At 48.4% G+C, this 25858-nt stretch carries 21 protein-coding genes and 1 tRNA gene; all 22 read right to left on the bottom strand.

All coding sequences use genetic code 11. The features are described 5' to 3' along the window. Nucleotides 1-28: 28 nt before the first annotated feature. The 22 genes from odhB to gltB all read right to left on the bottom strand — a co-directional run bounded on the left by odhB (nt 29) and on the right by gltB (nt 25737). The gene (odhB, locus tag DVG79_RS04535) at nt 29-1282 is read right to left on the bottom strand and encodes a 2-oxoglutarate dehydrogenase complex dihydrolipoyllysine-residue succinyltransferase (protein ID WP_114595639.1); all 1254 of its coding nucleotides are present in this window, start codon (nt 1280-1282) and stop codon (nt 29-31) included. Nucleotides 1283-1333: 51 nt separating this feature from the next. Beyond that, nucleotides 1334-4189 (bottom strand): 2-oxoglutarate dehydrogenase E1 component, encoded by a 2856-nt coding sequence (locus tag DVG79_RS04530; RefSeq protein WP_114595638.1) that lies wholly within the window; start codon nt 4187-4189, stop codon nt 1334-1336. 352 nt (nt 4190-4541) lie between these two features. Beyond that, the gene (locus tag DVG79_RS04525) at nt 4542-5270 is read right to left on the bottom strand and encodes an amino acid ABC transporter ATP-binding protein (protein ID WP_114595637.1); all 729 of its coding nucleotides are present in this window, start codon (nt 5268-5270) and stop codon (nt 4542-4544) included. Further along, nucleotides 5267-5911, bottom strand: a complete 645-nt coding sequence (locus tag DVG79_RS04520; RefSeq protein WP_012370579.1) for an amino acid ABC transporter permease — start codon at nt 5909-5911, stop codon at nt 5267-5269. Before DVG79_RS04520 ends, DVG79_RS04525 begins: the two co-directional genes overlap by 4 nt. A gap of 36 nt (nt 5912-5947) precedes the next feature. Further along, nucleotides 5948-6712 (bottom strand): transporter substrate-binding domain-containing protein, encoded by a 765-nt coding sequence (locus DVG79_RS04515; RefSeq protein WP_114595636.1) that lies wholly within the window; start codon nt 6710-6712, stop codon nt 5948-5950. A 192-nt stretch (nt 6713-6904) separates the two neighbouring features. After that, a tRNA-Leu gene (locus DVG79_RS04510) sits at nt 6905-6988 on the bottom strand. A 62-nt stretch (nt 6989-7050) separates the two neighbouring features. Further along, nucleotides 7051-7995, bottom strand: coding sequence for an alpha/beta hydrolase (locus tag DVG79_RS04505; RefSeq protein ID WP_114595635.1), 945 nt, complete (start codon nt 7993-7995; stop codon nt 7051-7053). Between the two features lie 22 nt (nt 7996-8017). After that, nucleotides 8018-8359, bottom strand: coding sequence for a hypothetical protein (locus DVG79_RS04500; protein WP_114595634.1), 342 nt, complete (start codon nt 8357-8359; stop codon nt 8018-8020). A 20-nt stretch (nt 8360-8379) separates the two neighbouring features. Beyond that, nucleotides 8380-9396, bottom strand: a complete 1017-nt coding sequence (locus tag DVG79_RS04495; RefSeq protein WP_114595633.1) for a S66 family peptidase — start codon at nt 9394-9396, stop codon at nt 8380-8382. A 29-nt stretch (nt 9397-9425) separates the two neighbouring features. Then, the gene (locus tag DVG79_RS04490; protein ID WP_114595632.1) at nt 9426-9767 is read right to left on the bottom strand and encodes a thioredoxin family protein; all 342 of its coding nucleotides are present in this window, start codon (nt 9765-9767) and stop codon (nt 9426-9428) included. A gap of 130 nt (nt 9768-9897) precedes the next feature. After that, entirely contained in the window at nt 9898-10266 is a 369-nt protein-coding gene (locus tag DVG79_RS04485) for a DUF779 domain-containing protein (RefSeq protein ID WP_114595631.1), read from the bottom strand. A 21-nt stretch (nt 10267-10287) separates the two neighbouring features. Continuing rightward, a complete protein-coding gene (gene adh, locus DVG79_RS04480; protein WP_114595630.1) occupies nt 10288-11808 on the bottom strand; it encodes an aldehyde dehydrogenase in 1521 nt (506 codons plus the stop codon). Nucleotides 11809-12015: 207 nt separating this feature from the next. Further along, nucleotides 12016-12537, bottom strand: coding sequence for a TraR/DksA C4-type zinc finger protein (locus tag DVG79_RS04475; RefSeq protein WP_114595629.1), 522 nt, complete (start codon nt 12535-12537; stop codon nt 12016-12018). A gap of 85 nt (nt 12538-12622) precedes the next feature. Then, nucleotides 12623-13420 carry a hypothetical protein gene (locus DVG79_RS04470; protein ID WP_114595628.1) on the bottom strand — a complete coding sequence of 266 codons (798 nt, stop codon included), beginning with the start codon at nt 13418-13420 and terminating at the stop codon, nt 12623-12625. Nucleotides 13421-13725: 305 nt separating this feature from the next. Further along, entirely contained in the window at nt 13726-13890 is a 165-nt protein-coding gene (locus tag DVG79_RS16290) for a zinc ribbon domain-containing protein (RefSeq protein ID WP_255412931.1), read from the bottom strand. 191 nt (nt 13891-14081) lie between these two features. After that, nucleotides 14082-15227, bottom strand: a complete 1146-nt coding sequence (locus tag DVG79_RS04460; RefSeq protein WP_114595627.1) for a mannitol-1-phosphate 5-dehydrogenase — start codon at nt 15225-15227, stop codon at nt 14082-14084. Between the two features lie 3 nt (nt 15228-15230). After that, nucleotides 15231-15668 carry a PTS mannitol transporter subunit IIA gene (locus DVG79_RS04455; protein ID WP_114595626.1) on the bottom strand — a complete coding sequence of 146 codons (438 nt, stop codon included), beginning with the start codon at nt 15666-15668 and terminating at the stop codon, nt 15231-15233. A gap of 24 nt (nt 15669-15692) precedes the next feature. Next, a complete protein-coding gene (locus DVG79_RS04450; RefSeq protein WP_114595625.1) occupies nt 15693-17126 on the bottom strand; it encodes a PTS mannitol transporter subunit IIBC in 1434 nt (477 codons plus the stop codon). A 169-nt stretch (nt 17127-17295) separates the two neighbouring features. Next, nucleotides 17296-19332 carry a BglG family transcription antiterminator gene (locus tag DVG79_RS04445; protein ID WP_114595624.1) on the bottom strand — a complete coding sequence of 679 codons (2037 nt, stop codon included), beginning with the start codon at nt 19330-19332 and terminating at the stop codon, nt 17296-17298. Next, nucleotides 19325-19618 carry a PTS sugar transporter subunit IIB gene (locus DVG79_RS04440; RefSeq protein WP_114595623.1) on the bottom strand — a complete coding sequence of 98 codons (294 nt, stop codon included), beginning with the start codon at nt 19616-19618 and terminating at the stop codon, nt 19325-19327. The genes DVG79_RS04445 and DVG79_RS04440 overlap by 8 nt, the downstream gene beginning before the upstream one ends. 174 nt (nt 19619-19792) lie before the next feature. Then, nucleotides 19793-21262 (bottom strand): glutamate synthase subunit beta, encoded by a 1470-nt coding sequence (locus DVG79_RS04435; protein WP_114595622.1) that lies wholly within the window; start codon nt 21260-21262, stop codon nt 19793-19795. Then, entirely contained in the window at nt 21259-25737 is a 4479-nt protein-coding gene (gene gltB, locus DVG79_RS04430) for a glutamate synthase large subunit (protein ID WP_114595621.1), read from the bottom strand. Before gltB ends, DVG79_RS04435 begins: the two co-directional genes overlap by 4 nt. Between the last annotated feature and the right edge of the window lie 121 nt (nt 25738-25858).

Genomic DNA, 25858 nt, shown 5'->3' with positions numbered 1-25858 from the left:
AGGAAGAACACCTCTTTCTCAAATCGACTTATGCTTCAAAGATCAATGATTCCGGATCTTCCAGCAAGTCTTTAATGTGCTTCAGGAACGTGACGGCTTCTTTCCCGTCAACAATCCGGTGATCATAGGAAAGTGCGACATACATCATCGGACGGTTTTCCATCCGCTCAGCGTCGATGGCAATCGGACGCAGGTTAATCGCATGCATCCCGAGAATCGCGACTTGCGGTCCGTTCAGGATTGGTGTCGACATCAATGAACCAAACGTTCCGCCGTTTGTGATCGTAAATGTTCCGCCTGTCAAATCCGATAAGCCGAGTTTGTTGTCCCGGGCTTTGACCGCCAAATTGATGATATCTTTTTCAATTTCGCCAAAGTTCTTTTTATCAGCGTCACGGACGACCGGTACAACCAAACCGTCCGGTGCGGAAACCGCAATTCCGATATCGTAGAATTTCTTGAGTACGATTTCGTCCCCTTGAATTTCAGCATTCAAATACGGCATTTTTTTCAAGGCGGCAACGGCTGCTTTCGTGAAGAACGACATGAAACCGAGTTTGACTTCATTGTCCTTGACGAATTTTTCCTGACGGCGTTTCCGTAAGGACATGACGGCAGACATATCGATTTCATTGAACGTCGTCAACATTGCCGCTGTTTGTTGCACTTCGACTAAGCGATTGGCAATTGTTTTACGGCGGCGCGACATTTTAATCCGTTCTTCCGGTTTGCCAGGGGCAGCAGCAGGCGGTGCGGCTTGCGGCGCCGGAGCTTGTGGTGCTTGTGCCTGTTCGCGTGGTGCGACTTCAAATGTCGCAACATCCTGCACACGAATGCGACCGAGTGGATCTTGTGTCGCGACTTGTGCTAAATCAATTCCTTTTTCACGTGCCATTTTCCGGGCAGCCGGTGAAGCGATTGGACGATCGGCGTGTGACGTCGCCTCTGTTGCTGCGACGGCTGCCGGTTGTTCTTTTTTCGGTTCTTCGGCAACAGGTGTTTCTTTTGATTCAGGTGCTGGAGCTGCTTCTGTCGGTTGTGCCGATTCCCCACCTGCTGTAATGATAGCAATCGTTTCTCCGACGCGGACTGTATCCCCTTCGGCAGCCATTACTTCAGACAGGATTCCAGCTTCGTCAGACGGTACTTCGATATTGACTTTATCTGTCTCCAGTTCGACGATGGCTTCCCCTTTTTCTACCTGATCGCCGGGCTGTTTTAACCACGATGCGACCGTACCTTCCGTAATCGATTCTGCAAGTTCTGGCACTTTGATTTCCATGTTAATTCGTCCCCCTAAGACTTTTCGTGTTTGACCCCACTTGATTTCAGATTAGACATTTGTTTCGGAAGTAGCTGATGTGCTTGGTTGATCGACTGTCGTTCGTGTCAAGGCTTCTGTCAGGATTCGCGCCTGTTCAACTTTGTGCCCCGTCGGATCACCTTCCGCTGTACTCGAACGTCGACGACGACCGATGTAACGGACGGTTGTAATTCCGTTGATGGCAACCGATTCAAGACGCGGCTCGATGTATGTCCAGGCTCCCATGTTTTTCGGTTCTTCCTGAACCCAGACAAATTCACTGACATTCGGATATCGTTCCAACAACGCGTTTAACTGTTTGGCCGGGAACGGATAAATTTCTTCAATCCGTACGATGTGCAACCAGTTGAAATCATCGTCTGATTTCGAGACGGCTTCTGCCAAGTCAATTGCAACCTTTCCGCTGCAGAAGACAATCCGCTCAACTTGTTCCGGTGTTTGTCCCAACCCCTCCTGCTCGACAAGCCGTTTGAAAGAACCGTCTGTCAGTTCAGATAAATCGGACGTCGCGAGTGGATGGCGGAGTAAACTTTTCGGTGTCATGACGACTAGCGGACGTACTTCTTCTTTTCCAAGAATCGCGGCTTGACGGCGAAGCAGATGGAAGTACTGTGCCGCACTTGAAACATTGGCAACTGTCCAGTTCTTTTCGCCCGATAACGTCAAGAACCGCTCCAAACGGCCACTTGAGTGCTCCGGCCCTTGTCCTTCGTATCCATGTGGTAACAGCATGACAAGTCCGGACGTCTGCCCCCATTTTGCACGGCTTGCCGAGATGAACTGATCAAAGATGACTTGACCGGAGTTTGCGAAGTCACCGTACTGAGCTTCCCATAAAACAAGTGTTTCCGGCGCAAAGACGTTATAGCCGTATTCGAATCCGAGAACGCCTGCTTCCGATAATGGACTGTTGTAGACAGCAAACGATGCTGTTGCTGACTTCAAGCTGTGCATCGGTGAAAACGATTTACCGGTCTTCACGTCATTCAGATTAATATTTCGTTGGGCAAATGTTCCCCGTTCCGAATCCTGACCACTTAATCGAATCGGTGTGCCATCGGAAAGAATTGAAGCAAATGCCAATGTTTCAGCATGACCCCAGTCGATGCCGTTTTTCGTCGTTAAGGCGTCCGTACGGCGTTTCAGGACTTTCTCAAGTTTATGGAAAACGTTAAATCCACTCGGCCACTCGAGGAGTTGCTCGTTATAGTCCGTCAATTTCTCGACCGCAACTCCCGTCTCGATGTGCGGGACTCCTTTGAAGACGACATCCGGCATGACTCCGCCGTATTCTTTTTCCACATTCGGGACTTTCTCCCGTGCCGCTTTCATCATCTCATTGATGTCAGATTCAATCTTCGTCACATCTTCTTTTGCGACATCGCCCTGTTCGACCAGTTGCTTGGCATACAGAACGCGTGCTGAATCATGTTTATGGATTAAATCGTAGAGAACGGGATTCGTATTCATCGGCTCATCCATCTCGTTATGTCCGAATCGACGGTACCCGATCAAGTCAATCAAAACGTCCTTGTTGAATGTTGCCCGGTATTCGCTGGCAAGGAGTGCTACGGCCAGACAACTTTCCGGTTCATCCGCATTGACGTGGAAAACAGGAATCTCGTAACCTTTTGCCAAATCACTCGAATAGCGTGTTGAACGGGAATCAGTCGGTTCTGTCGTAAAACCAATCGTATTGTTGGCAATGATATGAATCGTTCCGCCTGTATTGTATCCTTTTAAGTTAGCTAAATTGAGCGTTTCAGCAACAATGCCCTGTCCCGGGAACGCAGCATCACCGTGAATAAGAATGGCAGCCGCTTTTCCCTGTTCCTGACGAGGTGCTCCTTTTTGTGAGCGATCGTCTTGCGCAGCCCGTGTAAAGCCTTCGACGACTGGATCGACGAATTCAAGGTGAGACGGATTGTTCGCAAGCGTCATTCGAACGTTGCTCGATTGTTGCTCCATCTTCCGGTTTAATCCGAGGTGATACTTGACATCTCCCGTCCAACCGTACGTGATCCCGATTGATCCTTCTGAAGGAACCAAATCATGGTTCGGCGCATGTTGGAACTCTGCAAAAATCATTTCATATGGTTTTCCTAAAACGTGCGCTAAGACATTCAGTCTTCCCCGGTGCGCCATTCCGATGTTAATCGTTTCCGATCCGTTGGCAATCAGATGTCCAACAATCGTGTCGAGTAGCGGAACCATCGCATCGAGTCCTTCGATTGAAAAACGTTTTTGTCCGACATACGTTTTGTGCAAATATTTCTCAAATAATTCGGTTTCCGCTAAACGTTTGAACAATTGCTTTTTTTGATCGATTGTCAGCTTAGCTGTCAACGCCCCTTGTTCAATCTTTTGCCGCAACCATTTCTTTTCATCCAAGTCATCGACATGCTGAAATTCAACCGCTGCCGCCCCTGTATACTGAGCCTTTAAGTGCTCGATTCCTTCAAAAGCATCTTGAAGATGAGCCGGTGGTTCTGGACAAACGAGTGTGACAGGCATGGCGCGTAGATCGGCTTCCGTCAATCCGAATTGACGGAGCTCGAGCAGTTCTGTTTCCCGTGGATGATCTTTGAGCGGATAAATATCAGCCACCAGATGACCTTTCGCCCGAATCTGATCAGCTAAACGACTCGCGGCCAAATACTTTTCGAAATCTCCCGTTTCGACCGGTTGCTTCGTTTCACGTTCTGAAACCGGAGCACCATTCTGTTCAAAATATGTCCGTGTTTCTTCATCAACTGAAGAAGCATCTTCTAAAAAACGTTCATACAATTCAATGATGTACCCAAGGTTCGGTCCATAAAATGCTTGTTGGTCCTGGCTTGCCATGTACGGTTCCCCCCGTTTCATTCGTTTCACTCCTGTACTGTATCAGTACGTTTCCAGCTCTCTACCTGTTAGCGCTTTCAAATCATATGACATAAAAATTCGGTAATCGTCATGTTCCTGACATTTCATCCGAACATAACCCTTAACGAAGGCCTGTATGTCAAAAGTGTTTGCCTTAGTTATTATATTACTACTTCTTTTAGGTCAGTGCGTTTCGAATTCCCAATTTCTCAGTCACAAATGTATAAGTTTTTCTTATGACTGTACCCTGTGTTCTTTATGATTGAAACGTCTCTAAGCAAAAACAGGCGTTTCCATCAAAAAAAGAGCAGGAATGACCTCCCTGAAGGTCATTCCTGCTTCATTTCATCATTTATAACACTTTACTTAAAAATGACTGCGTCCGTTCGTGTTGCGGAGAATCAAACAATAAACTCGGAATGTTTTCTTCGACGATGAAACCACCGTCCATGAAAAGAACCCGATCCCCGACCTCACGGGCAAATCCCATCTCGTGCGTAACAACAATCATCGTCATCCCTTCGAGTGCCAATTGCTTCATGACGGCAAGAACATCGCCGACCATCTCTGGATCGAGTGCCGAAGTCGGTTCGTCGAACAACATGATTTTCGGATTCATGGCCAGAGCACGGGCAATGGCGACCCGTTGTTTTTGACCACCGGACAGTTCTCCCGGATAATTATCGGCTTTTTCCCGTAATCCGACTTTATCCAGCAATTCGAAAGCCCGCTGTTTCGCTTGCGTTTTGTCCGTTTTCCGGACTTTCATCGGTGCAAGTGTGACGTTCTCAAGCACTGTCTTGTGGGGAAACAAGTTGAAATGCTGAAACACCATCCCGACTTCTTCCCGTACTTTATTGATATCGACTTTCGGATCCGTAATGTCGTGTGTATCAACAATCACGATCCCTCCTGTAATATCTTCGAGCCGGTTTAAACAGCGGAGAAACGTACTTTTTCCGGATCCTGAAGGTCCGATGACACAAACGACTTCTTTTTCTTGAATCTCAACCGAAATATCCTTTAACACTTCATTTGAACCAAATGACTTTTTCAATTGTTTTACTTCAATGATACTCATCGCAGTGTAAACCTCCGTTCCAAGAATTTCCCTAACAATGAAAGGAGATAGATGACGACGAAGTACATCAGACCGACAACTGTCCAAACGATGAACGGTTCAAATGTCGTTGCTTGTTGCACTTGTCCCTGTTGCGTCAAATCCGCGATCCCGATGATCGATAGCAACGACGTATCTTTTAAACTGATGATCGATTGGTTCGTAATCGTCGGCAACATCCGGCGGAAGGCTTGCGGTAAAACGATTTGCGTCATCGTTTGACGTCCTGTCATACCGAGAGAGCGCGCCGCTTCTGTCTGCCCTTTATCAATCGATTGAATCCCGGCCCGGATAATCTCGGCGAAATATGCTCCGGCGTTGATCGCAACTGTCAGGATTCCGGCATACATCCGGTCCATCGACAGCCACTCAAGCGAATTGAGTCCAAAATAAATGAAGAACAATTGGACGATAAAGGGCGTTCCCCGGATGACATCGATGTAGACGATGGCAATCCCGTTTAAAATCTTAAGTGGTGATAAACGCATCAAGGCGACGATCAAGCCGATTAAAAATCCGACGATGACCGCGATGATAAAGATATAGAGGGTGATCTGTAACCCTTCCAGAAAAAACGGAAACGCCGTTTTTGCGACTTCCATCAGTGACTCAACTCCCTTGTCATTCGTTCAAATGGCTTATTTCAAATACGTATCGACGATTTTGTCGTACTCCCCGTTTTCTTTCAGGTTTGCGAGTCCTTTGTTGATTTTTTTCATCAACTCTTCGTTTTCACCCTTGAGGACGGCAATTCCGTAATTATCACCATTCAAACGGTCTCCGACGAGTTTCAGACCAAGATTTTGTTGTTTGTTGGCATACGAGATGACCGGATAATCTTCAATCAATGCCGCCGCGTTTCCGTTTTTGACTTCTTGGAACATCGCTGGACTGTCATTGAATTGAGTAACTGTAATGCCTAGTTTATCTGCATTGTCCGTCGCATATTTTGCACCTGTAGTTCCCTTTTTAACCGCAACTTTCTTGCCTTTCAAATCATCGACTGATTTGATTTTGTTTTCATCTTCTTTGACGACCAGGATCAATCCGGCTTCAAAGTAAGGATCAGAGAAGGTCACGACTTTTTTCCGTTCCGGTGTGATACTCATTCCGGCAATCGCTACATCCAGTTGATTCGCTTGAAGAGCGGGAATGATTCCGCTGAAATCCATCGCTTCAAACTTGATTTTAAATCCTTGATCCTTTGCAATCGCTTTGATGAGGTCGATATCGATTCCCTTGTACGTGTCCCCGTCTTTATATTCGAACGGCGGATACGTAACATCGATTCCAACCTTGTACGTCTTGTCTTTCGAGACCTCGTCCTGTGAACCGATACTACATGCGCTTAATACCACGAGACAGCTGAGCAATAAAAATAATACCGATAAATGCTTTTTCATGTTGTTACTCCTCTCCTGAAGACAAAGGCCTTCTTTCATGTATTTTCCTCAAAAACTTTTCCTTAACACATATTTTATCAGAAAAATTCAAATTTTACGAACAAACTTGTTAAGGGCATGAATCAAAATTTTTCGAAATAAAAAAACAGGAGCACTCTTCTGGCGAAGAGTACTCCTGTTTTCATCTTAAAATGCCGCCGAGAGGACTTGAACCTCCACGGTGTTGCCACCACTAGATTCTGAGTCTAGCGCGTCTACCAGTTCCGCCACGACGACTTCTATTTATGTTATTAGAATACTAAATAGTTTTTTTCGTGTCAACGGTTTCATGCATTTTTTTACACCTTTTCTGTCGGTTCGTCTAAAATCCGCCGGACGAATCGTTCCACGACCGTGTCGTATGTGTCCGGATCCTCGAAATAAGCCATCGCATGCGCTGCATTCGGAATGACCACCAATTCTTTTTCTGTCGGACAGGCTTGATACAATTCATAGACCATCGAGGTCGGAACAAACGTATCGGCTCCGCCGTGTAAAAACAGAATCGGAACCGTCGCTCGTTTTACTTGCTTAAGTGCCGAGGCTTCACTGAAAAAATAACCGGCTTTTAATTTCGTCAAAATACTTGTCATCGTCAGGAATGGGAAATGCGGCAGACGGTACATCCGTTTCATTTGATAGGCAAGGACCGCATTAACCGACGTGTAGGCACAATCGGAAATGATACCTTTGATTTGCGGCGGCAATAGTTCTCCACTGGTCATCAGAACGGTTGCTCCTCCCATCGAGACCCCGTGCAAAAAGATTGCACTTTCCTGGCCAAGACGAGCTACCAGATATTCGGTCCACCGGAGACAATCTTCCCGGTCATGCCAACCAAATCCAATATAGTTCCCGTCACTTTTTCCGTGTCCGCGGTTATCCGGCATCATGACATGGAAACCGGCTTGATGATACAGATACGCAAATCCGGCTAAGTCTGTTCCGACACCGCCGTATCCATGAACTAAAATGACGACCCGATTCGATGGAACAAGCGGTGGTAAGTAATGCCCGCGTAACGTTAATCCGTCATGCGCCTTGACTTCAATCAGTTCCAGCGGCTGTTCTTTAATCCACGTCTGCCCCGGCTGCATCAGACGGACCATCTCGTCACTCAAATCACGGTTGTTGGATAAAAAGGGTTTCGGATTGGTCGCGATCGCCATTTCATAAAAGTAATAACTCGCTGCAAGCATCCCGGAACCGATTACACCTAAACCGATTTTCGTTCGTGTTCGCATTGCTCCCACTCCTCATCTGCTCTTAAAGATCAATTTGTAGTTGTGCCGAAGACTCGGCATCCTCTTCTTGTAAAATTTGTTGCCGCAGACGATGTTCGTGTTGTGCCTTTCGGTAAGCAAATTCCTGAACCAATTCTTGTCCCGTAAATCCTTCTTCGACGATGTCCGACAGCAAATCCGTTTCCGTCGTGACTATTTCCTGTGGGTTACGAATAATCAGCACTTGACCAACCTGTGCTAACATCAGTTCATCTTTTACCTGTAACGCATCATAAAACGGTTCAGGCAGGGTCATCCGCCGTGTTTCCGGATTGATGTGCACCCGCTTGTACGCTGCTAACGATTGAAATTTCCGACTCGCCATATCTGTCCTCCTCTTCTAGATTACTGGAATGTCATGTCTAATCTAGAATCTTTTCCTTGAATCGTGATGGTAGCTGATGCTCCGTTGACGAGTGTCATTTGCGGCGGTTGGTGACCGATATCGAGATCGTAAAATAACGGAATGTCCAACAGTTCTTTAAACGTTTCATACACGTCGAGGATGGTATACTCCTCAACCGTCCGCCCGCCGGCTGTTCGTCCGAACACGATGCCCGATGCCCGCTCGAACCACCCCGCAAGGTACATCTGCATCAGCGAACGGTGAACGTCGGTGGCACTCGCTTCCGATACTTCAAAGTACCAAAGAATCGGTTCTTCATTCAGCTGATCCGTCTGAAACGTGACCACATCTCCGTACGGCGTTCCGATGAGATGACGAATCGTTTCAAGACATCCTCCAAGCAACCGGCCGGATACCTGTTTTTGGACCGAATCGATTGTTTTCCACTCTGTTGCCGCGTCGAGGTGGTACATGTAACGTTCGGGCCGTTCCGCATGATTCCAATTCGTCTGATACAAATCAGATGTCCACTGTGTCACGGTCGCTCCGGCAGGCGTCGCGAGAACTCGTCGCCAAGCTGTCGTCGTTTCATCCCATTCTTCACTGCGCATGTCGACGAAGTTTGGTCCGTGCGCCGTCGCAATGCCGGTCTTGACCGTAATCGCAAACAGTAATGTACTGATATCCGAATACCCGAGCAACCACTTTGCCGGAATTCGTTCGAAATCCAGGAATGGTAACACATCAATCGCCCGTTCCCCTCCAAACGGTGGAATGATTGCATCAATTTCCGGATTTTGCAGCATTGCATTCAGCTCGTCCGCCCGCGTTTGAGCCGGCGCACTTGCTGCCTGCTGTTGTGTCCAAACGGTTTGTCCGACTTGAACAGTCATTTGTCGATCCCGTAATCGATTCGTCGCCTCTTCAATCATCGGATGCAGTTCTTCCGGTAATCCGGAAGACGGAGCCGTCACACCGATTGTTTGTCCGGTCCAACCTAAATAAGGATAACGCATGTCTGTTTCCTCCTGACGATGTGATATTGTTAATCGAGCGATGCCACCAATCGGCTGAGCTGTTCGACTTTTTTAGTAAACGGTTCAATTGGAACGATTCGTACTTCCCGGTGAATTTCTTTCCCGTTCACAAAAAACAGCAAAGCCGGAGCAGTAAACACGGAAAATTCTCCGGCAATTTCCGGAACGCTTCCTAAATCGACATGTCCCGACCGAAATTCGGGATGACTTGCTAATATCGGCTCAATCTGCGGAAACAACGAAGCGCAGACACCGCAGCCCGGACTCGAAACATAAATAAAACTCGCCCGCTGTCCGAGATAAAAATCCCTCACGGCTTCAATGGACGTCAACTCTTGAAAAGTCGCCATGTTTCGTCCTCCTCTTTTTGTAAAATATCTTTTAATTATAACGTGATGCCACAAAAAAAACACCTTCCACCCTGTGTATCTAAGTCGCAAGCACTTAAATACTCGGGCGAGGTGTCTTCTTTTGATTGTTCTATGGTTTGGCAGTAGCTGTGAGCTCCGCATATTCTTCGGACGTAAACGCGCGAGAACGTGTCAAAAATCGTTTGCCCTCGACACCTTCCAAGGAAAACATTCCGCCTCGACCATCAACGACATCAATGATCAGTTGCGTATGTTTCCAGTAGGCATATTGATCCTCATGGATATAAAAAGGACAGCCACCGATTGTACCGATCAATAAATCTTGGTCGCCTAAAAATAAATCGCCTTCCGCAAAACACATCGGGGAACTGCCGTCACAGCATCCACCCGATTGATGAAACATCAACGGTCCGTGTTTCGCTTTCAACCGTTCAATCAATTCCAAGCCGGCATCGGTCGCAAGTACACGTTCGACCATGTCGCCACATCCTTTCTTCGATTAGAAGAAACCAAGTTTATCCGGGCTGTAACTGACGAGAAGGTTTTTTGTCCGCTGGTAATGGTTGAGCATCATTTTATGGTTTTCACGGCCGATTCCCGACATTTTGTAACCGCCGAACGCGGCGTGTGCCGGGTACTGGTGGTAACAGTTTGTCCAGACGCGTCCTGCTTCAATCGCTCGTCCGAAGCGGTATGCCCGGTTCATGTCACGCGTCCAGACACCGGCACCTAAGCCGTACAGTGTGTCATTAGCGATTTGCAACGCTTCTTCTTCTGTTTTAAACGTTGTGACCGATAGAACAGGACCAAAAATCTCTTCTTGGAAAATCCGCATCTTGTTGTGTCCTTTAAAAATTGTCGGTTGAATGTAATAACCATCCGCCAAATCGCCGTCAAGATGGTTCCGTTCGCCGCCAATCAGGCATTCGGCCCCTTCAGATTTTCCAATTTCAAGATACGACAGAATTTTTTCCATTTGTTCACTCGACGCCTGGGCACCCATCATGACATCAGCATCAAGCGGATTGCCGAGTTTGATTGCTTTGACCCGCTCCAGTACACGTTCCATGAATGGTTCGTAGATCGATTCGTCAATCAAGGCACGCGATGGACATGTACAGACTTCCCCTTGATTCAAGGCAAACATCAATAACCCTTCAATCGCTTTATCGAAGAAGGCATCATCGGCATCCATGATATCAGCAAAGAAAATGTTTGGGGATTTCCCGCCGAGCTCGAGTGTGACCGGAATAATGTTTTGCGACGCATACTGCATGATGAGTCGTCCTGTCGTCGTCTCACCCGTGAAGGCAATCTTCGCAATCCGTTTGCTTGAGGCGAGCGGTTTTCCGGCTTCCAGTCCGAAACCGTTGACGATGTTCAAGACACCTGGAGGTAATAAGTCTTCAATCAGTTCCGTCAGCAACAGAATACTTGCCGGTGTTTGCTCCGCTGGTTTCAAGACGACACAGTTTCCTGCCGCGAGTGCCGGTGCCAGTTTCCAGACAGCCATTAAAATCGGGAAGTTCCACGGGATGATTTGACCGACGACTCCAAGCGGCTCATGGAAATGATAGGCGACTGTATCGTTGTCGAGTTCCCCGATTGAACCTTCTTGCGCCCGGATGACCCCTGCAAAGTACCGGAAGTGATCGATAGCGAGCGGAAGGTCGGCATTCAGTGTCTCGCGTACAGCTTTGCCGTTTTCAAGCGTTTCTGCATAGGCGAGCATTTCAAGATTTTCTTCCATCCGATTCGCAATTTTATTTAAGATGTTTGACCGTTCTGCGACTGACGTCTTGCCCCAGGCATCTTTTGCCGCATGTGCCGCATCCAGTGCCAATTCGACATCTTCTTTCCCTGAACGGGCTACTTGACATAATACTTTCCCCGTAATCGGCGTCACGTTATCAAAATATTCTCCACCGACCGGTGCCATCCACTTGCCATTAATGAAATTTTCATAACGATCCTTGTACTGTACCTTCGACCCTTGCGTGTTTGGAATCTCATAAATCATCTGATTGTTCCTCCCTCAAATAAAATGGTCAAACGACGAGAAGGTATCCCATGTATACGCTTTCATTTTACCCCTATCGAAACGTCTTCTCGTTTCTATCGTACCAAATGTTTGATAAAAGTCAAAATTTTCCGATATTTTTTATTCAGAAATTTTTATAAAAAAAACACGTCCTCCTAAAATGGATGGACGTGTTGCTCGTTTAACTTAGCGTGTCGGGTCAATACCATCCTCTTTGTCAGAAGGTGTGTCTGAGTTACCGAACTCACCGACCTTACTGAATCCGTCGGTTGCCCCGTCGATATCTTTTCCGGTTGCCGTGACGGACGGATCAAGTACCGCTTCTTCACTCGGACGGGATGCCGGATCGTTCCCGATTTTTTCTTCTTCTTTTTTAGCGTCTTCAATGCATAACAACGTTTCCGGAATGATATCAAGACGTTCGATTTCGATGTCTTTTCCACAGATTTTACAGATACCGTACGTACCATCTTCGATTGCTTTTAAAGCGACATCAACGTCTGATAACATCTCTTCCTGCATATCCGTCATCGCTTGATCCCGTTCCCGTAAAAAGAGTTCGTCTCCTGAATCGCCCGGATGGTTATCGTAGCTCGACAGTTCCCCTGTGTCGTAATCAACTTCACGATTTTCGATATTTGTCTCCGTTTTATCTTTTTCTTTTAACAAACGTGTTTTGAATGTCTCAATTTGCTTTTCTGATAACATAGCCTTCATCTCCAATTCTTTAGCTTCAGCTTCTTCTCTAAAGGATTTAACCGAAATGAAACCATGTTAAACGTCAAAGACCCTCTCAAGAACATTTATACGAGCGGATCGAACCGTGTAAATCACAGATGACCGTCATGAATTCTTGACCGTCCTTAAAGCAGATTTGATGGCTTCTGCCGTTTTTGGAAGTCGTAATGTCATCAATCCATAGCCGAGTGGCGTCAGCAGACGATAACATCGCCACTTTATCACGAATCAAAAACAGATCAAACGGTAACAGATTTAAGGACTGGATGACTAAGCCGTATTTCCGGAACAGCGGATCTAGTTGATAATGCGATAGACTGTATAAACTTTTTTCCATCCCGCCGATTAACAATTGAATCGAGTGACACGGTTCCCGGCTGTCGATCCGCTCTTTTTGTAAAATGATTTGACCGTTGACACCAGATCCGTCGAACACACGCTGCATTTTCTCTTGATCGACACGAAGTGCTCCCGGTTTGACATGCAAAACCAAATGAGCAAATTCGGCATAGTCCGGCTTCCCGATTTCGAGCGCTTGAATATGTCTCACCTCTTCTCGTTCAATCAGTTCAATCAGTCCACGTTCCATCGTTTCCGACACGTCTACTTCAGAAGAAAGACGGACATCGATGACGTATTGGTCAACGACCGTGTTGACTTCGAGGGTATACATCAAGTGATGATTCTCTTCCTGCTCGAGTGTCAGACGATTTAACAGCAATTGATGAAGCAGTTCAACCGGTGTGTGCGATGAAAATTGACTTGTATAAATCAAGTGTTTAGCTGTCAATGAATGATTGGTTTTTAATCGTGCTCCTTTTACCATATATACGTTCACTTTATAATTTTGCATAATGCCACCTTCTCTTAACTAAGAATCGGATCGGAGAATAGTTCCGTTTCTATAGCGTACATCGCAATAACCACAAAAAATATTCGATAACGAATATTCTAAATCTGTTATACACAAGACGATTGATTTATGTTAATGATTTGGAAATTAGAAAACTATAATGCTTGTCCTAAAACAATTGGACGTGAATTACTCACCACTTATTTGCTTCGCAAATTGAAGTGGGAGCTTCTTGGGAAGACCGTACTTTTACGAGCTACGATTATTGACCAATCTCATCGGGTGGTTCCCACCCTGAAGGGTTTTCAGTCTGCTAACAGCAACAAGTTGATACTTGCGTTGATATCTCGATCATGATGCGCACCGCAAGTGCATGTCCACTCTCGCACATCCAACGTCTTCACGAAATATTCTTGTTGTGGTTTCGTCGGATAGAGTCGAAACTTGTACGCCTTCAGCAACGCAATCACACCTTTCCTTTTGATTCGTTACACTGATTTTATCAAACAATCTCAGTCTTGAAAAACAGGGCGATTCATCTCCCACCTATGCTGGGCTTCGCCCTGAGACGCTTAGAGGTGGGAGAATTCTCGCTAAATTTAGTTAAAGACAAAAAAACCAGTCTCTGGTAAACACCGGAACTGGTTCAAGTCAAACGGAATTAGGCAATGGAATCACTCATCGGGTGCATCTGTTCATACTGACTGACGATCAGTTGACTAAGACGTTCGTCTGCTTCCAGTCCCAGATAAGTCGCGACGGTTTTTCGGATGCCATTTTGTTCAATAAAGGTATTTAATTCAGAAGATTCTGAATCATTTGGATCGGAATAGGTTAAGGCGGCTGCAATCCCTAAGGCCAATCCATTCGCTTCGATTCCGCGATCCATTAATTCACGGGCCGGTTTGACCAGGCGGTCGCGTGGTCCGAGTTTACGAATCGGCGAACGGGCGACGCGGACGATTTCATCATGAATCCGCGGATTTTCAAATCGTTTAATATTTTTTTGGATGTACGCACTGTGATCTTTTGGATCAAAGCCGTATTTTTCAAGCAACAGCCAACCGGTCTCATACAAAGCGGTCTGGACACCGCGTCGGACACGGACGTCCTGCAGACTTTCAGCAATCGTCTCTTTTCCAAATAACGCACCGAGGTATGAGGCAATCGCGTGTCCGGTGTTAACGGTGAATAACTTTCGTTCGATGAATGGTGTAATGTCCGTGACGTACGTTACCCCTTCAAACGTCGGATACCCGTCTGGTAAGTCTTTCGTCTCAATGACCCATTCGAAAAACGGTTCGACTTCGACATATAACGGATCTTCATGATGTTGTAATGGAACGATCCGGTCGACGGCGGCATTCGGGAAAAAGACGCCCGGCGGCATCGTATCCAGATGTTGCATCACTTCTTGCTGCAAGTGACTGGACCCCTCAATCATGTTTTCACACGCGATGACATATACGTTTTTCATTGTCGTCCGCCGTTTGATTCCCTCTGCCAGTAACGGCGCGATTCTTGCGAGCAACGTTGGACCGACTGCCGTCGTCACAACATCGGCTGTAGCGATTGCTTCCATCACCTGCTCGGCTTCAGTTTGACTATTCAAGGCAGTCACGTTGGATACCTCCTCTGCCGCCGCTTCTTCTGCCGCATAGCCAACCGTATATGCCCGGCGCGACTGCAATGCTTCGACGACTTCGGCGTTGACGTCAATGAAACAGACGTCATAACCGGATTTAACCAATTGTAAGCCGATGAATCCCCGACCGATGTTTCCTGCTCCAAAATGAACGGCTTTCATGCCTTACACCTCCACAGTTAACAATTGAATGATGTCTTCGGCTGTTTGCGCCTTGACCAACTGTTCGACATTCTCTTCATCCGAACAGATGATGGCAATATGCGACAGCAGTTCCAGGTGTTCGTCGCCGATGCCGGCGATCCCGATGATCAGCTTCGCCTGTTCTGTTCCGAACGACACACCGTTCGGAACTTGCAGAATCGATAATCCCGTTTTCAGGACTTCGCCTTTCGACTCTTCCGTACCATGGGGAATCGCGACGTGGTTACCGATATAGACCGTCGATAAGCGGTGACGGGTTTTCATCGATTCGATATAGTTCGGACGGACATACCCGTGATTAACAAGTAATGCTCCGGCTGCTTCAATCGCTTCCTCGTCTGAACTAAAGTGTTGATTCAGTAACACCATCTCTTTTTCTAATTTCATCGCTGTTGCCATCATGCATTCACTCCTATCTATTTTTTAAGAAATTTTATTACGCGCCGTTTCAATTTCATGGACCAGTTGATCATAGTAACCGGCATTCAAGAAGTTTTCGACGGACCGGTGTTCGGCTTGCGGTACCTGTTCCTTCGCCCGTTGCGTTAAATCCTGGTGCGTAATGATGAACTCTGCGTCTTTCGGGAGTTGACTGATTGACGTGTTCGTCACTTTAATCGGCAATCCGGCTTTATTGATTTTGTTACGTAAGACGGATGCTCCCATCGCACTTGACCCCATTCCGGCATCACAGGCAAAAATGATGTGTTCGACTTCTGCTAACGAAGTTGCCGATTCAGCCGAGACGAGCGATGAAGCAATCGAATTTTTGCCTTTCATCGCGCTGACATTGGCTGTCGCTTCTTCAAGTGATGTTTCTTTTGCTTTACTCGTTTTGAGTAAGACCGCCGAGACGACGAACGTTACCGATGCGGAAATCAAGATGCCGGCAACGAGGCCAACGTATGAACCGCGCGACGCCATCGCAAGGACGGCTATGATACTTCCGGGTGAAGCGGGTGCGACAAGGCCGACATCAAATAAGACGAATGTCAGGATACCGCTCATTCCTCCGGCAATCATCGCGAGCAAGAGTACGGGTTTCATCAACACATACGGGAAGTAAATTTCATGAATCCCGCCGATAAATTGGATGAAGGCCGCCCCTGGAGCCGTCTTTTTCGCCGCTCCGGAACCGAAGACCGAATAGGCGAGTAACAAACCGAGACCTGGACCCGGATTCGCTTCAAGTAAAAACAGAACTGATTTTCCGGCTTCACTGACTTGATCCAAGCCGAGCGGACTTAAAATCCCGTGGTTAATCGCATTGTTGAGGAACAAGATTTTAGCCGGTTCGATGAACAGACTGGCGAGCGGTAACAGGTGTGCACTAACGATTGCTCCGACTGCTGCTGCCATGATGTCATCCAGTCCTGTCATTAATGGACCAAACAGTTTAAACCCACCGATCATCAGCAAACCGCCGATAATTCCGACTGAGAAGTTGTTGACGAGCATCTCAAGACCCGGTTTGACTTTCCCTTCAATCAGTTGATCAAATTTCTTGATTGTGAATCCCCCGAGTGGTCCCATGACCATTGCGCCGAGGAACATCGGAATTTCTGTTCCGACGATGACCCCCATCGTCGCCAGTGCTCCGACGACGCCTCCCCTTACATCATGCATGAGCTTCCCGCCGGTAAAACCAATCAGTAGCGGTAACAGATACGTGATCGTCGGACCGACTAATTCTGCCAGACTTTTATTCGGTGCCCACCCGGTCGGAATGAATAACGCCGTAATGATTCCCCAGGCGATGAACGCACCGATGTTCGGCATGACCATTCCGCTGAGGAAACTTCCGAACCGTTGAACCTGGACACGCAATCCGCGTTTTCCTGCTTGTGTTGTTGTCATTGGTGTACCCTCCATTTCATTTGCATCGTAGGATAAGTGCTTTGCTATGCCCTTATTGTATGCGCTCTGGAAACGCTTACTCAATCTTTCCTAGTTCACGTTTTGGCAACCTTCTTGGACAAGACCAAAAGAACCATCCGTACCAACGAATGGTTCTCCTGATTTGCCGTCACAATGAAAAATCAAGCGGTTGCTCGACCGGCTGCAGTTCCCGTTCAATGACTTTCCGGAACGTCCGGTTCAAGATCTGCCGGAGCTGATGGATATCTCCGTATTCAAACTGATGGGTTTGCAGATCATTTTCGATGATGGCGCCACTAATCGAACTGAGCAGTTGCAACAGCTGATCCGTCGCTTCTTCCGGTGCCGCCAAAACTAACATCCGTTCGACCGGTTGAATTGCTTGATCCATCCCGAGCAGCTCAATCGGTTGTTCGAGCTCATAGATGAAAAATCCCCCCCGGTGAATCGAATCGTCGCGACCGTGAAACAATGCCAGGCGTGTACCGGGAATCCCGAGTCCGGACATCTCGTGCCGGCGTAACAATTGCGTTGACAACTGAACCGCCGATGAGGTGACATTTTTATCGACCAGTCCGTTGCTGATTTCAAGAAGGATTTCTTCCAATCCTTCCGTTTGTGCGGAAATCGTTTCGATGGAAAAGGCGTCACTTAATTGACGGGCCGTCTTGACCAATTCTTCCAATCTGGATAAATCCAGCCAGCCGGATGATTCCTGTCGAGGAGCGGCTTGGAAGGATTTAGGTAAGGAAACGAGCAACTTCCGGATTCGCTCAACCTCTTCTTTGGGCAATAACGGGTTGACGAGCAGATGCGGTTGACTGATATCCGGTAACGGCACCGTCGATAACACAAAGTCATAATCTTTCAACTGTAGACGTCCGATGCCAAAGAGCGACGAACTTTCGACCTGCTCCAATTCCGTAAACTCCTGTCGCAACCGGTTCATCAATAATTTGGATGATCCCAGTCCCGCTGAACAGACGACCAGGACACGGTACGGGATTTTCGGCAATGGTTTACTTAAAACGGCACCAAAGTGCATCACCCAAAATGCCAAATCATAATCTGCAAACGTTTGATCGTTGAAGACGAATTCAGCTGCTTGTTTGACGGCATCAAACAGACGCGGATATTCCCGTTCAATTTGTTTGATGACATAGGACGGATTGACGATGTTTTGTTTCGTGTATGACATGATGTGGCTGACTAAACCGTGTTCGAGTGCCCGGTCTTCCATAAAAGCTTCCCCGTACAATAAGGAAACTTGTTCGATGAGTCGTTTAACACGCAGTCGAATGACCAATTCTTCACCGGTCTCCAGCTGATCTTGTTGGAAATTCCGTAATTCCTCAGAAATCCATTGCCGCTCGGCAATCGATAAAGGATACGGCAACCGTTGCTGTAACGTATCGACGTGATGCAGTATTTCGAGCGGATACGCTTTCAGTTCGTAGACCATCGGGAACCGGTCCATCCGGATTGCTTGCACCGCTAAACTCAGTGCCGCCCGCATCAGGAGACGGTCACTGATATCCTGTTGTTTCGTCAAAGGAACGATGACGGCATACGATTGGTTAATTGCCTCAATCCACTCCCTCTGGTGGATTTGAAGTAAATGAGGCAATTGATCGACGTGCCCCTGAAGAAATCGGTAAAAGGACAAGACATCCCATTGGGTGAAAATCAATGATACCAGCAAGCGGCGCTTGTCGATTTCTTCACCGATGACCTCCGCCCCTAATCCCTTTTTACGTTTTAACTCCAGCGCATACTGACAAAACCATTCATCAACCTGTTCTAAATCTTGACTGATCGTACTTGGCGCGATGTACATGGCATGTGCCAAAGCCTGCAGTTTGATCATTCCTTCTTCTTGTAAGAGGCGATACGCAAGCTCGACTTGCCGATCTTCCGCCGATGGTAACTGCCGATGCGATAACAACAATGCTTCACGGAGTTCCCGTTTGTGTCCCTCATCGCCACTCAACTGTAAGCCCCTTCCCCGGATGTAACTCATTTCTAACTGAAACGGCGCTACCGTTTGTCCAAGCCGCTCGCGTTCCCGTTGAATCGTCCGCTCCGAAGTTTCGAGTGCTTCTGCGATTTCCTGAATCTGAACCGGTTCTGATTTCGTCAGTAAATAAAATAGGATTTCCCGCTCGCGGGCCGTAAAATCAGTCACATTGCATCAACTCGTTTCTAATGGTCTTAATTAAATCATCATAGGACGCCGCTGCCAACAGATGATCGACAGCAAATACCTTGCACGTAGAATCGATCGGCAAATCGGATACGATTTGCCGGGGACCGACTAGAAACCTGGTCTCTGTCGGGGTTTCTTTCGCCCGGCATGTCTCGACTGTTACATGAAGCTGCTCTTTTTGTAATCGATTCCGCAACACTTTGGCTCCCATGACACTGCTGACCAGCCCCGAGTCACAGACAAAGATAATAGTAATGGCATCCATCCTGATCACTCCTTCTCTTTTATCCTAGCTGAAAGCGCTTCGAAATGGGTACAAGATAAACTGGATTATCGATTTTCTTTTTTTAACATTGTCCAACATTCATGACAAACCAAAAAACGTTCGAATCTCCCCGTGTGGTGAGGAGTCTCGAACGTTTTTTGATTTCACTACTGATCAACCGGTTTGCTGGTGCAAGGTCTGGAGGTGTTGCTCAACTTTTTCAGCAACTTCCCGTCCTTCCCGGATGGCCCAAACAATCAATGACTGACCGCGCCGGGCATCGCCGGCGGCAAATACACCCGGTCGGCCGGTCGCGTACGACTGCGTTTTAATCTTCCCGTTCTGTGTCTCAACCGGTAGATGACGTAGAACATCCTGCTCGACACCGCTGAACCCGATTGCAATCAACATCGTATCGACCGGATAATATTTTTCGGTGCCGGGAAGCTTCTGAAACTCAACCCGTCCATCGCCATGGCGGATTTTTTCATTATGAATCGTCCAGACGCCGGTCAAACGTCCGGCTTCATCCGTCGTGTAACGCTCAATCGCAATCAAGTATTCCCGTGGATCACGACCGAATTGAACGAGCGCTTCCTCATAACCATAATCGAGGCTGTACAGGTTCGGTGTATCCGGCCACATGTTGTCCGGTGCCCGTTCCGGACCCGGCATCTCGTGTTTCCCGAACTGGACGACGGAGCGGCAGCCTTGCCGCAGTGCCGTCGCTACACAGTCCGCTCCCGTGTCGCCGCCTCCGATGACGAGGACATCTTTCCCCCGTGTGTCATGCAGGTCGATTAACGATTGTCCTGTCAAAAGTTGCCGCGTCACGCTTGTTAAATAATCCATCGCGTATCCGACACCACTACTCGGAGCGTCCGGTATTTTTCTTGGTTCAGTTGCACCGACACAGAGGATGACCGCATCGTAATCGGCTTCCAGTTGATCCAGTGATAAATCAAGACCGATCGTAACACCGGTTTTGAACGTGATCCCTTCCGTCTCGAGCAGGCGGACACGACGGGCAACGATGTCTTTCGAAAGTTTCATCGCCGGAATTCCGTACGTCAATAATCCACCAATTTGGTCTTCCCGTTCAAACACCGTCACTTGATGCCCCGCTTGGTTCAATTGATCGGCTGCCGCTAAGCCGGCCGGCCCTGAACCGACGATTGCAATCCGGTGTTGACTTCTGATCGACGGAATACGCGGTTGGACCCATCCTTTTTCAAAACCGATATCGATGATGGTCCGTTCGATCTGTTTGATTGTGACAGCAGGTTCGTTGATCGAGAGGGTGCATGATCCTTCACACGGCGCGGGACAGACGCGTCCTGTGAATTCCGGGAAGTTATTTGTCTCTTGGAGCCGCTGCAGGGCTTCGTGAAAATTTCCCTGTTCGACAAGCACGTTCCATTCCGGAATCAAATTGTAGACCGGACACCCGATTTTGACTTGTCCATACGTCTCACCGACATGGCAAAACGGTGTCCCGCAATCCATGCAACGGCTGGCCTGCTCCGACGCTTCCGCTTCAGAAAAACGTTCTTTGTACTCATTAAAATCGCCAACTCGTTCCCTGCTGTCACGTTCCTTGCCTGCCTGGCGAGGAACGTTCATGAATTGATCTCGTCTCTTCATTTTTTCCCTCCTGTTCCGCGACCGATATGCGTCTCAAATGCCAGCAACATCGCTTCTTCTGTATTGTGTCCCTGTTGCGCGTAGCCTGCCATCAAAGTCGTGACAGCTTGATAGGTTGTCGGGATGACACGGATAAACGAGCTGAGGACATGATCCCAGTTTGCTAAAATCGCATGACCTTGTTCACTGTTCGTCCGGGCGACATGCCGCTCGATGAACGTTTTTAAGCGGGTGGCCTCTTCCGGGTCGGAAACAGCTCCGGTTACGACAAGCTCTCGGTTGATCCGGGCCTCAAAACGGGTGACGTCTTTTGGCAGGACGTACGCGACACCGCCGGACATTCCGGCGGCAAAGTTCAGTCCGACATCACCTAAAATGACGACACTTCCGCCCGTCATATACTCGAGACCATGATTTCCGATCCCTTCGACGACTGCCGTCGCTCCGCTGTTCCGGACAGCGAATCGTTCCCCGGCCTGACCGTTGACGTAAAGCTCTCCACTCGTTGCCCCGTACAGTGCCACGTTCCCGATAATGACCTGATCCGAGGAGACGAAACTGGATTTTGCCTGCGGACGCACGGCGATGACGCCGCCGGATAGTCCTTTGCCGACATAATCGTTGGCATCTCCCGACACATTTAACGTCATGCCACGCGGGATATACGCACCAAGACTTTGACCGGCTGAACCCGTCAGATTCAGCGTTAACCGATCCGCCGGAAGCCCCATCGCGCCGTAAAGCCGTGTCAAACGTGATCCGGTATTCGTCCCGATGGCCCGGTCCGTATTGGTGACCGGGAAGGCAAAGGTTTGTTGTTCCGTAAAGGAATCATCCGTGATGACAGTTTCCAGTTCCCGTCCGTCAAAGGAATCCGAGACGCGATGCTCCTGATACTGCCGATTTTCTGCCGAATATCCAGGCATGACGAACAGACGGGATAAATCGAGACTGGCTGCTTTCCAATGCGTCTTTAACCGGTCCGATGTTTGCAACAGATCCGTCCGGCCGACTAAATCGGCTAAACGTCTCACACCGAGCTGCGCTAAATATTCGCGGACTTCTTCGGCGACAAATTCCATGAAGTGAACGACATGATCCGCTGACCCTGTAAATTTCTCACGAAGCTTCGGATCTTGTGTTGCAACGCCGACCGGACATGTATCGAGATGGCAGGCCCGCATCATGATGCAGCCGACGGCAATTAACGGTGCCGTCGCAAAGCCGTATTCATTGGCACCGAGCATCGCAGCGATGACGACATCGCGTCCCGTCAATAACTTTCCGTCCGTTTCCAGAACGACACGGTCCCGTAAACCGTTTAAAGCCAGCGTCTGATGGGTTTCGGCCAAGCCCAGCTCCCACGGTAATCCCGTATGCTGAATGCTGGTCTTCGGTGAAGCACCGGTTCCCCCGTCATGACCGCTGATGACGATGACATCGGCCAATCCTTTGGCGACGCCGGCAGCAATCGTTCCGACACCGCCTTTTGCGACCAGTTTGACACTGATCCGTGCCCGGTCATTTGCGCGTTTCAAGTCATGAATCAACTGCGCCAAATCTTCGATTGAATAAATATCATGGTGCGGTGGAGGTGAAATCAATCCGACGCCCGGTGTCGAGGCACGGACACGCGCAATCCACGGATAGACTTTTTCACCCGGCAGCTGTCCGCCTTCCCCCGGCTTCGCTCCTTGTGCCACTTTGATTTGCAGTTCGTCGGCATGGACGAGGTAATCGCTCGTGACACCGAATCGACCAGATGCTATCTGTTTGATCCGACTCATCCGGGAATCCCCGTTTTCATCCAAATGATACCGGTCCTCTTCTTCACCGCCTTCACCGCTGTTACTTTTACCGCCCAACCGGTTCATCGCAATCGCTAACGTCTCGTGCGCTTCTTTCGACAGCGAACCGTAAGACATCGCTCCCGTCTTGAAATATTTGACGATTTCACTGACCGGTTCAACTTCGGCAAGTGAAATCGGTGCCGTTTCCCGGAAAGACATCAGATGACGCAAAAATGTCGCCGGTTCTTCCTGGATCCGGGAAGAATAGGTTTTGAACAAATCATACCGTCCGGTTCGGCAAGCATGTTGCAGTAAATGAATCGTTGCCGGATTGAACGCATGATGTTCCCCGTCGTGGCGATAGCGGAAGACACTGCCGGACTCGAGGCGTGTCCGTTTGATTCCTTCTTCATGTTGACGAAGCGCTTCCTGTTCAATCAGTGACAAGGTCAAACCGTCGAGTTGCGAGACGGTTCCTGTGAAGTACCGATTGATGACTTCTTCGGAAATCCCGACAGCCTCAAAAATTTGAGCGCCCCGGTAACTGAAGACCGTCGAAATGCCCATCTTCGACATGACTTTGACCACACCCTCTGTCACTGCGGACCGGTATCGCTCCGCATAGTCAGGCATCGTTTCGACAACGGCATCCTGTAACGTCGCATAGACAAGGTAAGGATGAACGGCATCAGCTCCGTATCCGATCAGGGCGGCAAAATGGTGGACTTCCCGGACTTCGCCGCCTTCGATGATTAAACTGACTTTCGTCCGTAAACCTTCCCGGATCAAATGATGGTGAACGGCACTCGTGACGAGGAGAATCGGCATCGGGACAGCACCCGGCCGGACATTCCGGTCGGAAAGAATCAACAGTTCACAGCCTCCCCGGACGGCATGGACAGCTTGCTCGAGTAACGATTCGAGCGCTTCCTCCAGCTGACCGTCAAACACCGTCGAGAGTGTCTTGTGGACGAGTTTCGTCTGCTTTAACGCCGCTGCTTCCGCTGGCGTAAGAACCGGTGAGCTCAGACGGATCCGACGGCAATTTTGCCGGTTCGGTGTCAACAGTTCTCCTTGTTGACCGAGCCAGGTCATTGTCGACGTGACGATTTGTTCCCGCAACGCATCAATCGGCGGATTTGTCACCTGTGCGAATAACTGTTTGAAATACCGGAATAAAGATTGCGGCCGTTCACTTAACACAGCGAGCGGGATGTCCGTTCCCATCGCACCTAACGGATCTTTTTTCTCTTCCACCAGCGGAATCAAATACTGATCGATGTCTTCCCGTGTGTAACCAAACAACCGCTGGAACGTTCCGAGATTCGAGACCTCTTCCGTTTTCACGCCTGCCGGTAATGAAATCATCTCTTCCGCCAACCACTCGGCATACGGATGACGCATCGCAAGTTCACGCTTGACCTCTTCATCGGAAATCAATTGGCCGGACGCAAAGTCAAGAAGTAGCAGCTCTCCCGGAACAAGACGTTTCTTGAATAAGATATCGTGCTCAGCTACCGGTAAGACACCGGATTCGGAAGATAACATGAAGTGACCGTCCCGCATCATCATATACCGCGCCGGTCGCAGACCATTTCGGTCGAGTGTCGCCCCAATCTGTTTGCCGTTCGTGAAGACAATCGCTGACGGACCATCCCATGGTTCCATCATGCTGCTGTGGTATTCGTAATAGGCCCGTTTGGCCGGTCGGACCTCTGCATGTTCAAACGGTTCCGGCACGAGCATCAATGCTGTTTCTGCCAGTGTCAAGCCAGACAGATATAAAAACTCGAACGCATTATCAAGCATCGAGGAGTCACTGCCCGACTCGTCCAAAATCGGTAAGACATCTTTTGCCCGACGGCCGTATGTCGTCTTGGCCAAGCCGTTTTCACGACTCCGCATTGCCCGGACATTCCCTTGTAACGTATTGATTTCTCCATTATGGATGAGATAACGGTTAGGATGGGCACGTTTCCAGCTCGGAAAAGTGTTCGTACTGAATCTCGAGTGGACGATCGCGAAACCGGACTGGTACCGTTCATCCTGCAAATCATTAAAATACAGACCGAGCTGATCCGTCGTTACCAGTCCTTTATAGACAATCGTCTCGCTGGAGCTGCTTAAGACGTATTGTTCGATACCGAGTTGCTCCGCTTCTCGCTCAAACAGTCGGCGAATCAAAAACAGTGTCCGCTCGAACGCTAATCCTTCGACGTTTTTGGCTTCAATAAAGCATTGCCGGATGACGGGTTCCGTTTGACGCGCTTTATCTCCGATCACCGTGTTCGTAACCGGGACCGTTCGCCACTCAATTAACCCTTGTCCTTCCGATAAGATGATCGATTCCAAAACACGTTCCAACCGTTGACGGAAGCGGTCTTCCCGCGGCAAAAACATCATCATCACCCCGTAGTCCCCACTGCGCGGCAAGTTGATATTTCGTAACGTTTGGCGGAAAAGACGATCTGGTATTTGTGTGAGGACGCCGGCTCCATCGCCTGTTTTGGCGTCACTCCCTTGTCCCCCCCGATGTTCCATCTGACACAACATCTTCAAGGCGTTTTGAACGATTTCATGACTTACTCGTCCCGTCCGATGAGCATAAACCCCGATTCCACACGCATCGTGTTCTTGTCTCGGATCATATAGTCCTTGCCGTTGCGGCATTTGATGAAATGACATATTACCACGCTCCTAACCGTTCTAAATTTTCTGTATATTCTGTTAAAATACACTTTACACTCTTTTATGTTTATTCGCCACTATGTATATTTCTAAAATCTAGTTCTTCAAATCCCTTGAT

Source organism: Exiguobacterium sp. RIT594, assembly GCF_003339585.1.
GTDB lineage: Bacteria > Bacillota > Bacilli > Exiguobacteriales > Exiguobacteriaceae > Exiguobacterium_A.
This window is presented reverse-complemented; position numbering and strand designations above follow the sequence as displayed.

Coding starts and splice junctions, on each gene's coding strand:
- DVG79_RS04525 (WP_114595637.1), bottom strand. CDS start 5,270: ATGAGTATCATTGAAGTAAAACAATTGAAAAAGTCATTTGGTTCAAAT.
- DVG79_RS04460 (WP_114595627.1), bottom strand. CDS start 15,227: ATGAAAGCCGTTCATTTTGGAGCAGGAAACATCGGTCGGGGATTCATC.
- DVG79_RS04450 (WP_114595625.1), bottom strand. CDS start 17,126: ATGACAACAACACAAGCAGGAAAACGCGGATTGCGTGTCCAGGTTCAA.
- DVG79_RS04470 (WP_114595628.1), bottom strand. CDS start 13,420: ATGCAAAATTATAAAGTGAACGTATATATGGTAAAAGGAGCACGATTA.
- odhB (WP_114595639.1), bottom strand. CDS start 1,282: ATGGAAATCAAAGTGCCAGAACTTGCAGAATCGATTACGGAAGGTACG.
- DVG79_RS04530 (WP_114595638.1), bottom strand. CDS start 4,189: ATGAAACGGGGGGAACCGTACATGGCAAGCCAGGACCAACAAGCATTT.
- DVG79_RS04475 (WP_114595629.1), bottom strand. CDS start 12,537: ATGTTATCAGAAAAGCAAATTGAGACATTCAAAACACGTTTGTTAAAA.
- DVG79_RS04505 (WP_114595635.1), bottom strand. CDS start 7,995: ATGCGAACACGAACGAAAATCGGTTTAGGTGTAATCGGTTCCGGGATG.
- DVG79_RS04515 (WP_114595636.1), bottom strand. CDS start 6,712: ATGAAAAAGCATTTATCGGTATTATTTTTATTGCTCAGCTGTCTCGTG.
- DVG79_RS04520 (WP_012370579.1), bottom strand. CDS start 5,911: ATGGAAGTCGCAAAAACGGCGTTTCCGTTTTTTCTGGAAGGGTTACAG.
- DVG79_RS04435 (WP_114595622.1), bottom strand. CDS start 21,262: ATGAAGAGACGAGATCAATTCATGAACGTTCCTCGCCAGGCAGGCAAG.
- DVG79_RS04485 (WP_114595631.1), bottom strand. CDS start 10,266: ATGGTCGAACGTGTACTTGCGACCGATGCCGGCTTGGAATTGATTGAA.
- DVG79_RS04490 (WP_114595632.1), bottom strand. CDS start 9,767: ATGGCGACTTTTCAAGAGTTGACGTCCATTGAAGCCGTGAGGGATTTT.
- DVG79_RS04495 (WP_114595633.1), bottom strand. CDS start 9,396: ATGCGTTATCCTTATTTAGGTTGGACCGGACAAACAATCGGTGTGACG.
- gltB (WP_114595621.1), bottom strand. CDS start 25,737: ATGTCATTTCATCAAATGCCGCAACGGCAAGGACTATATGATCCGAGA.
- DVG79_RS04440 (WP_114595623.1), bottom strand. CDS start 19,618: ATGGATGCCATTACTATTATCTTTGTCTGTGACTCGGGGCTGGTCAGC.
- DVG79_RS04455 (WP_114595626.1), bottom strand. CDS start 15,668: ATGGCAACAGCGATGAAATTAGAAAAAGAGATGGTGTTACTGAATCAA.
- DVG79_RS04500 (WP_114595634.1), bottom strand. CDS start 8,359: ATGGCGAGTCGGAAATTTCAATCGTTAGCAGCGTACAAGCGGGTGCAC.
- adh (WP_114595630.1), bottom strand. CDS start 11,808: ATGATTTATGAGATTCCAAACACGCAAGGGTCGAAGGTACAGTACAAG.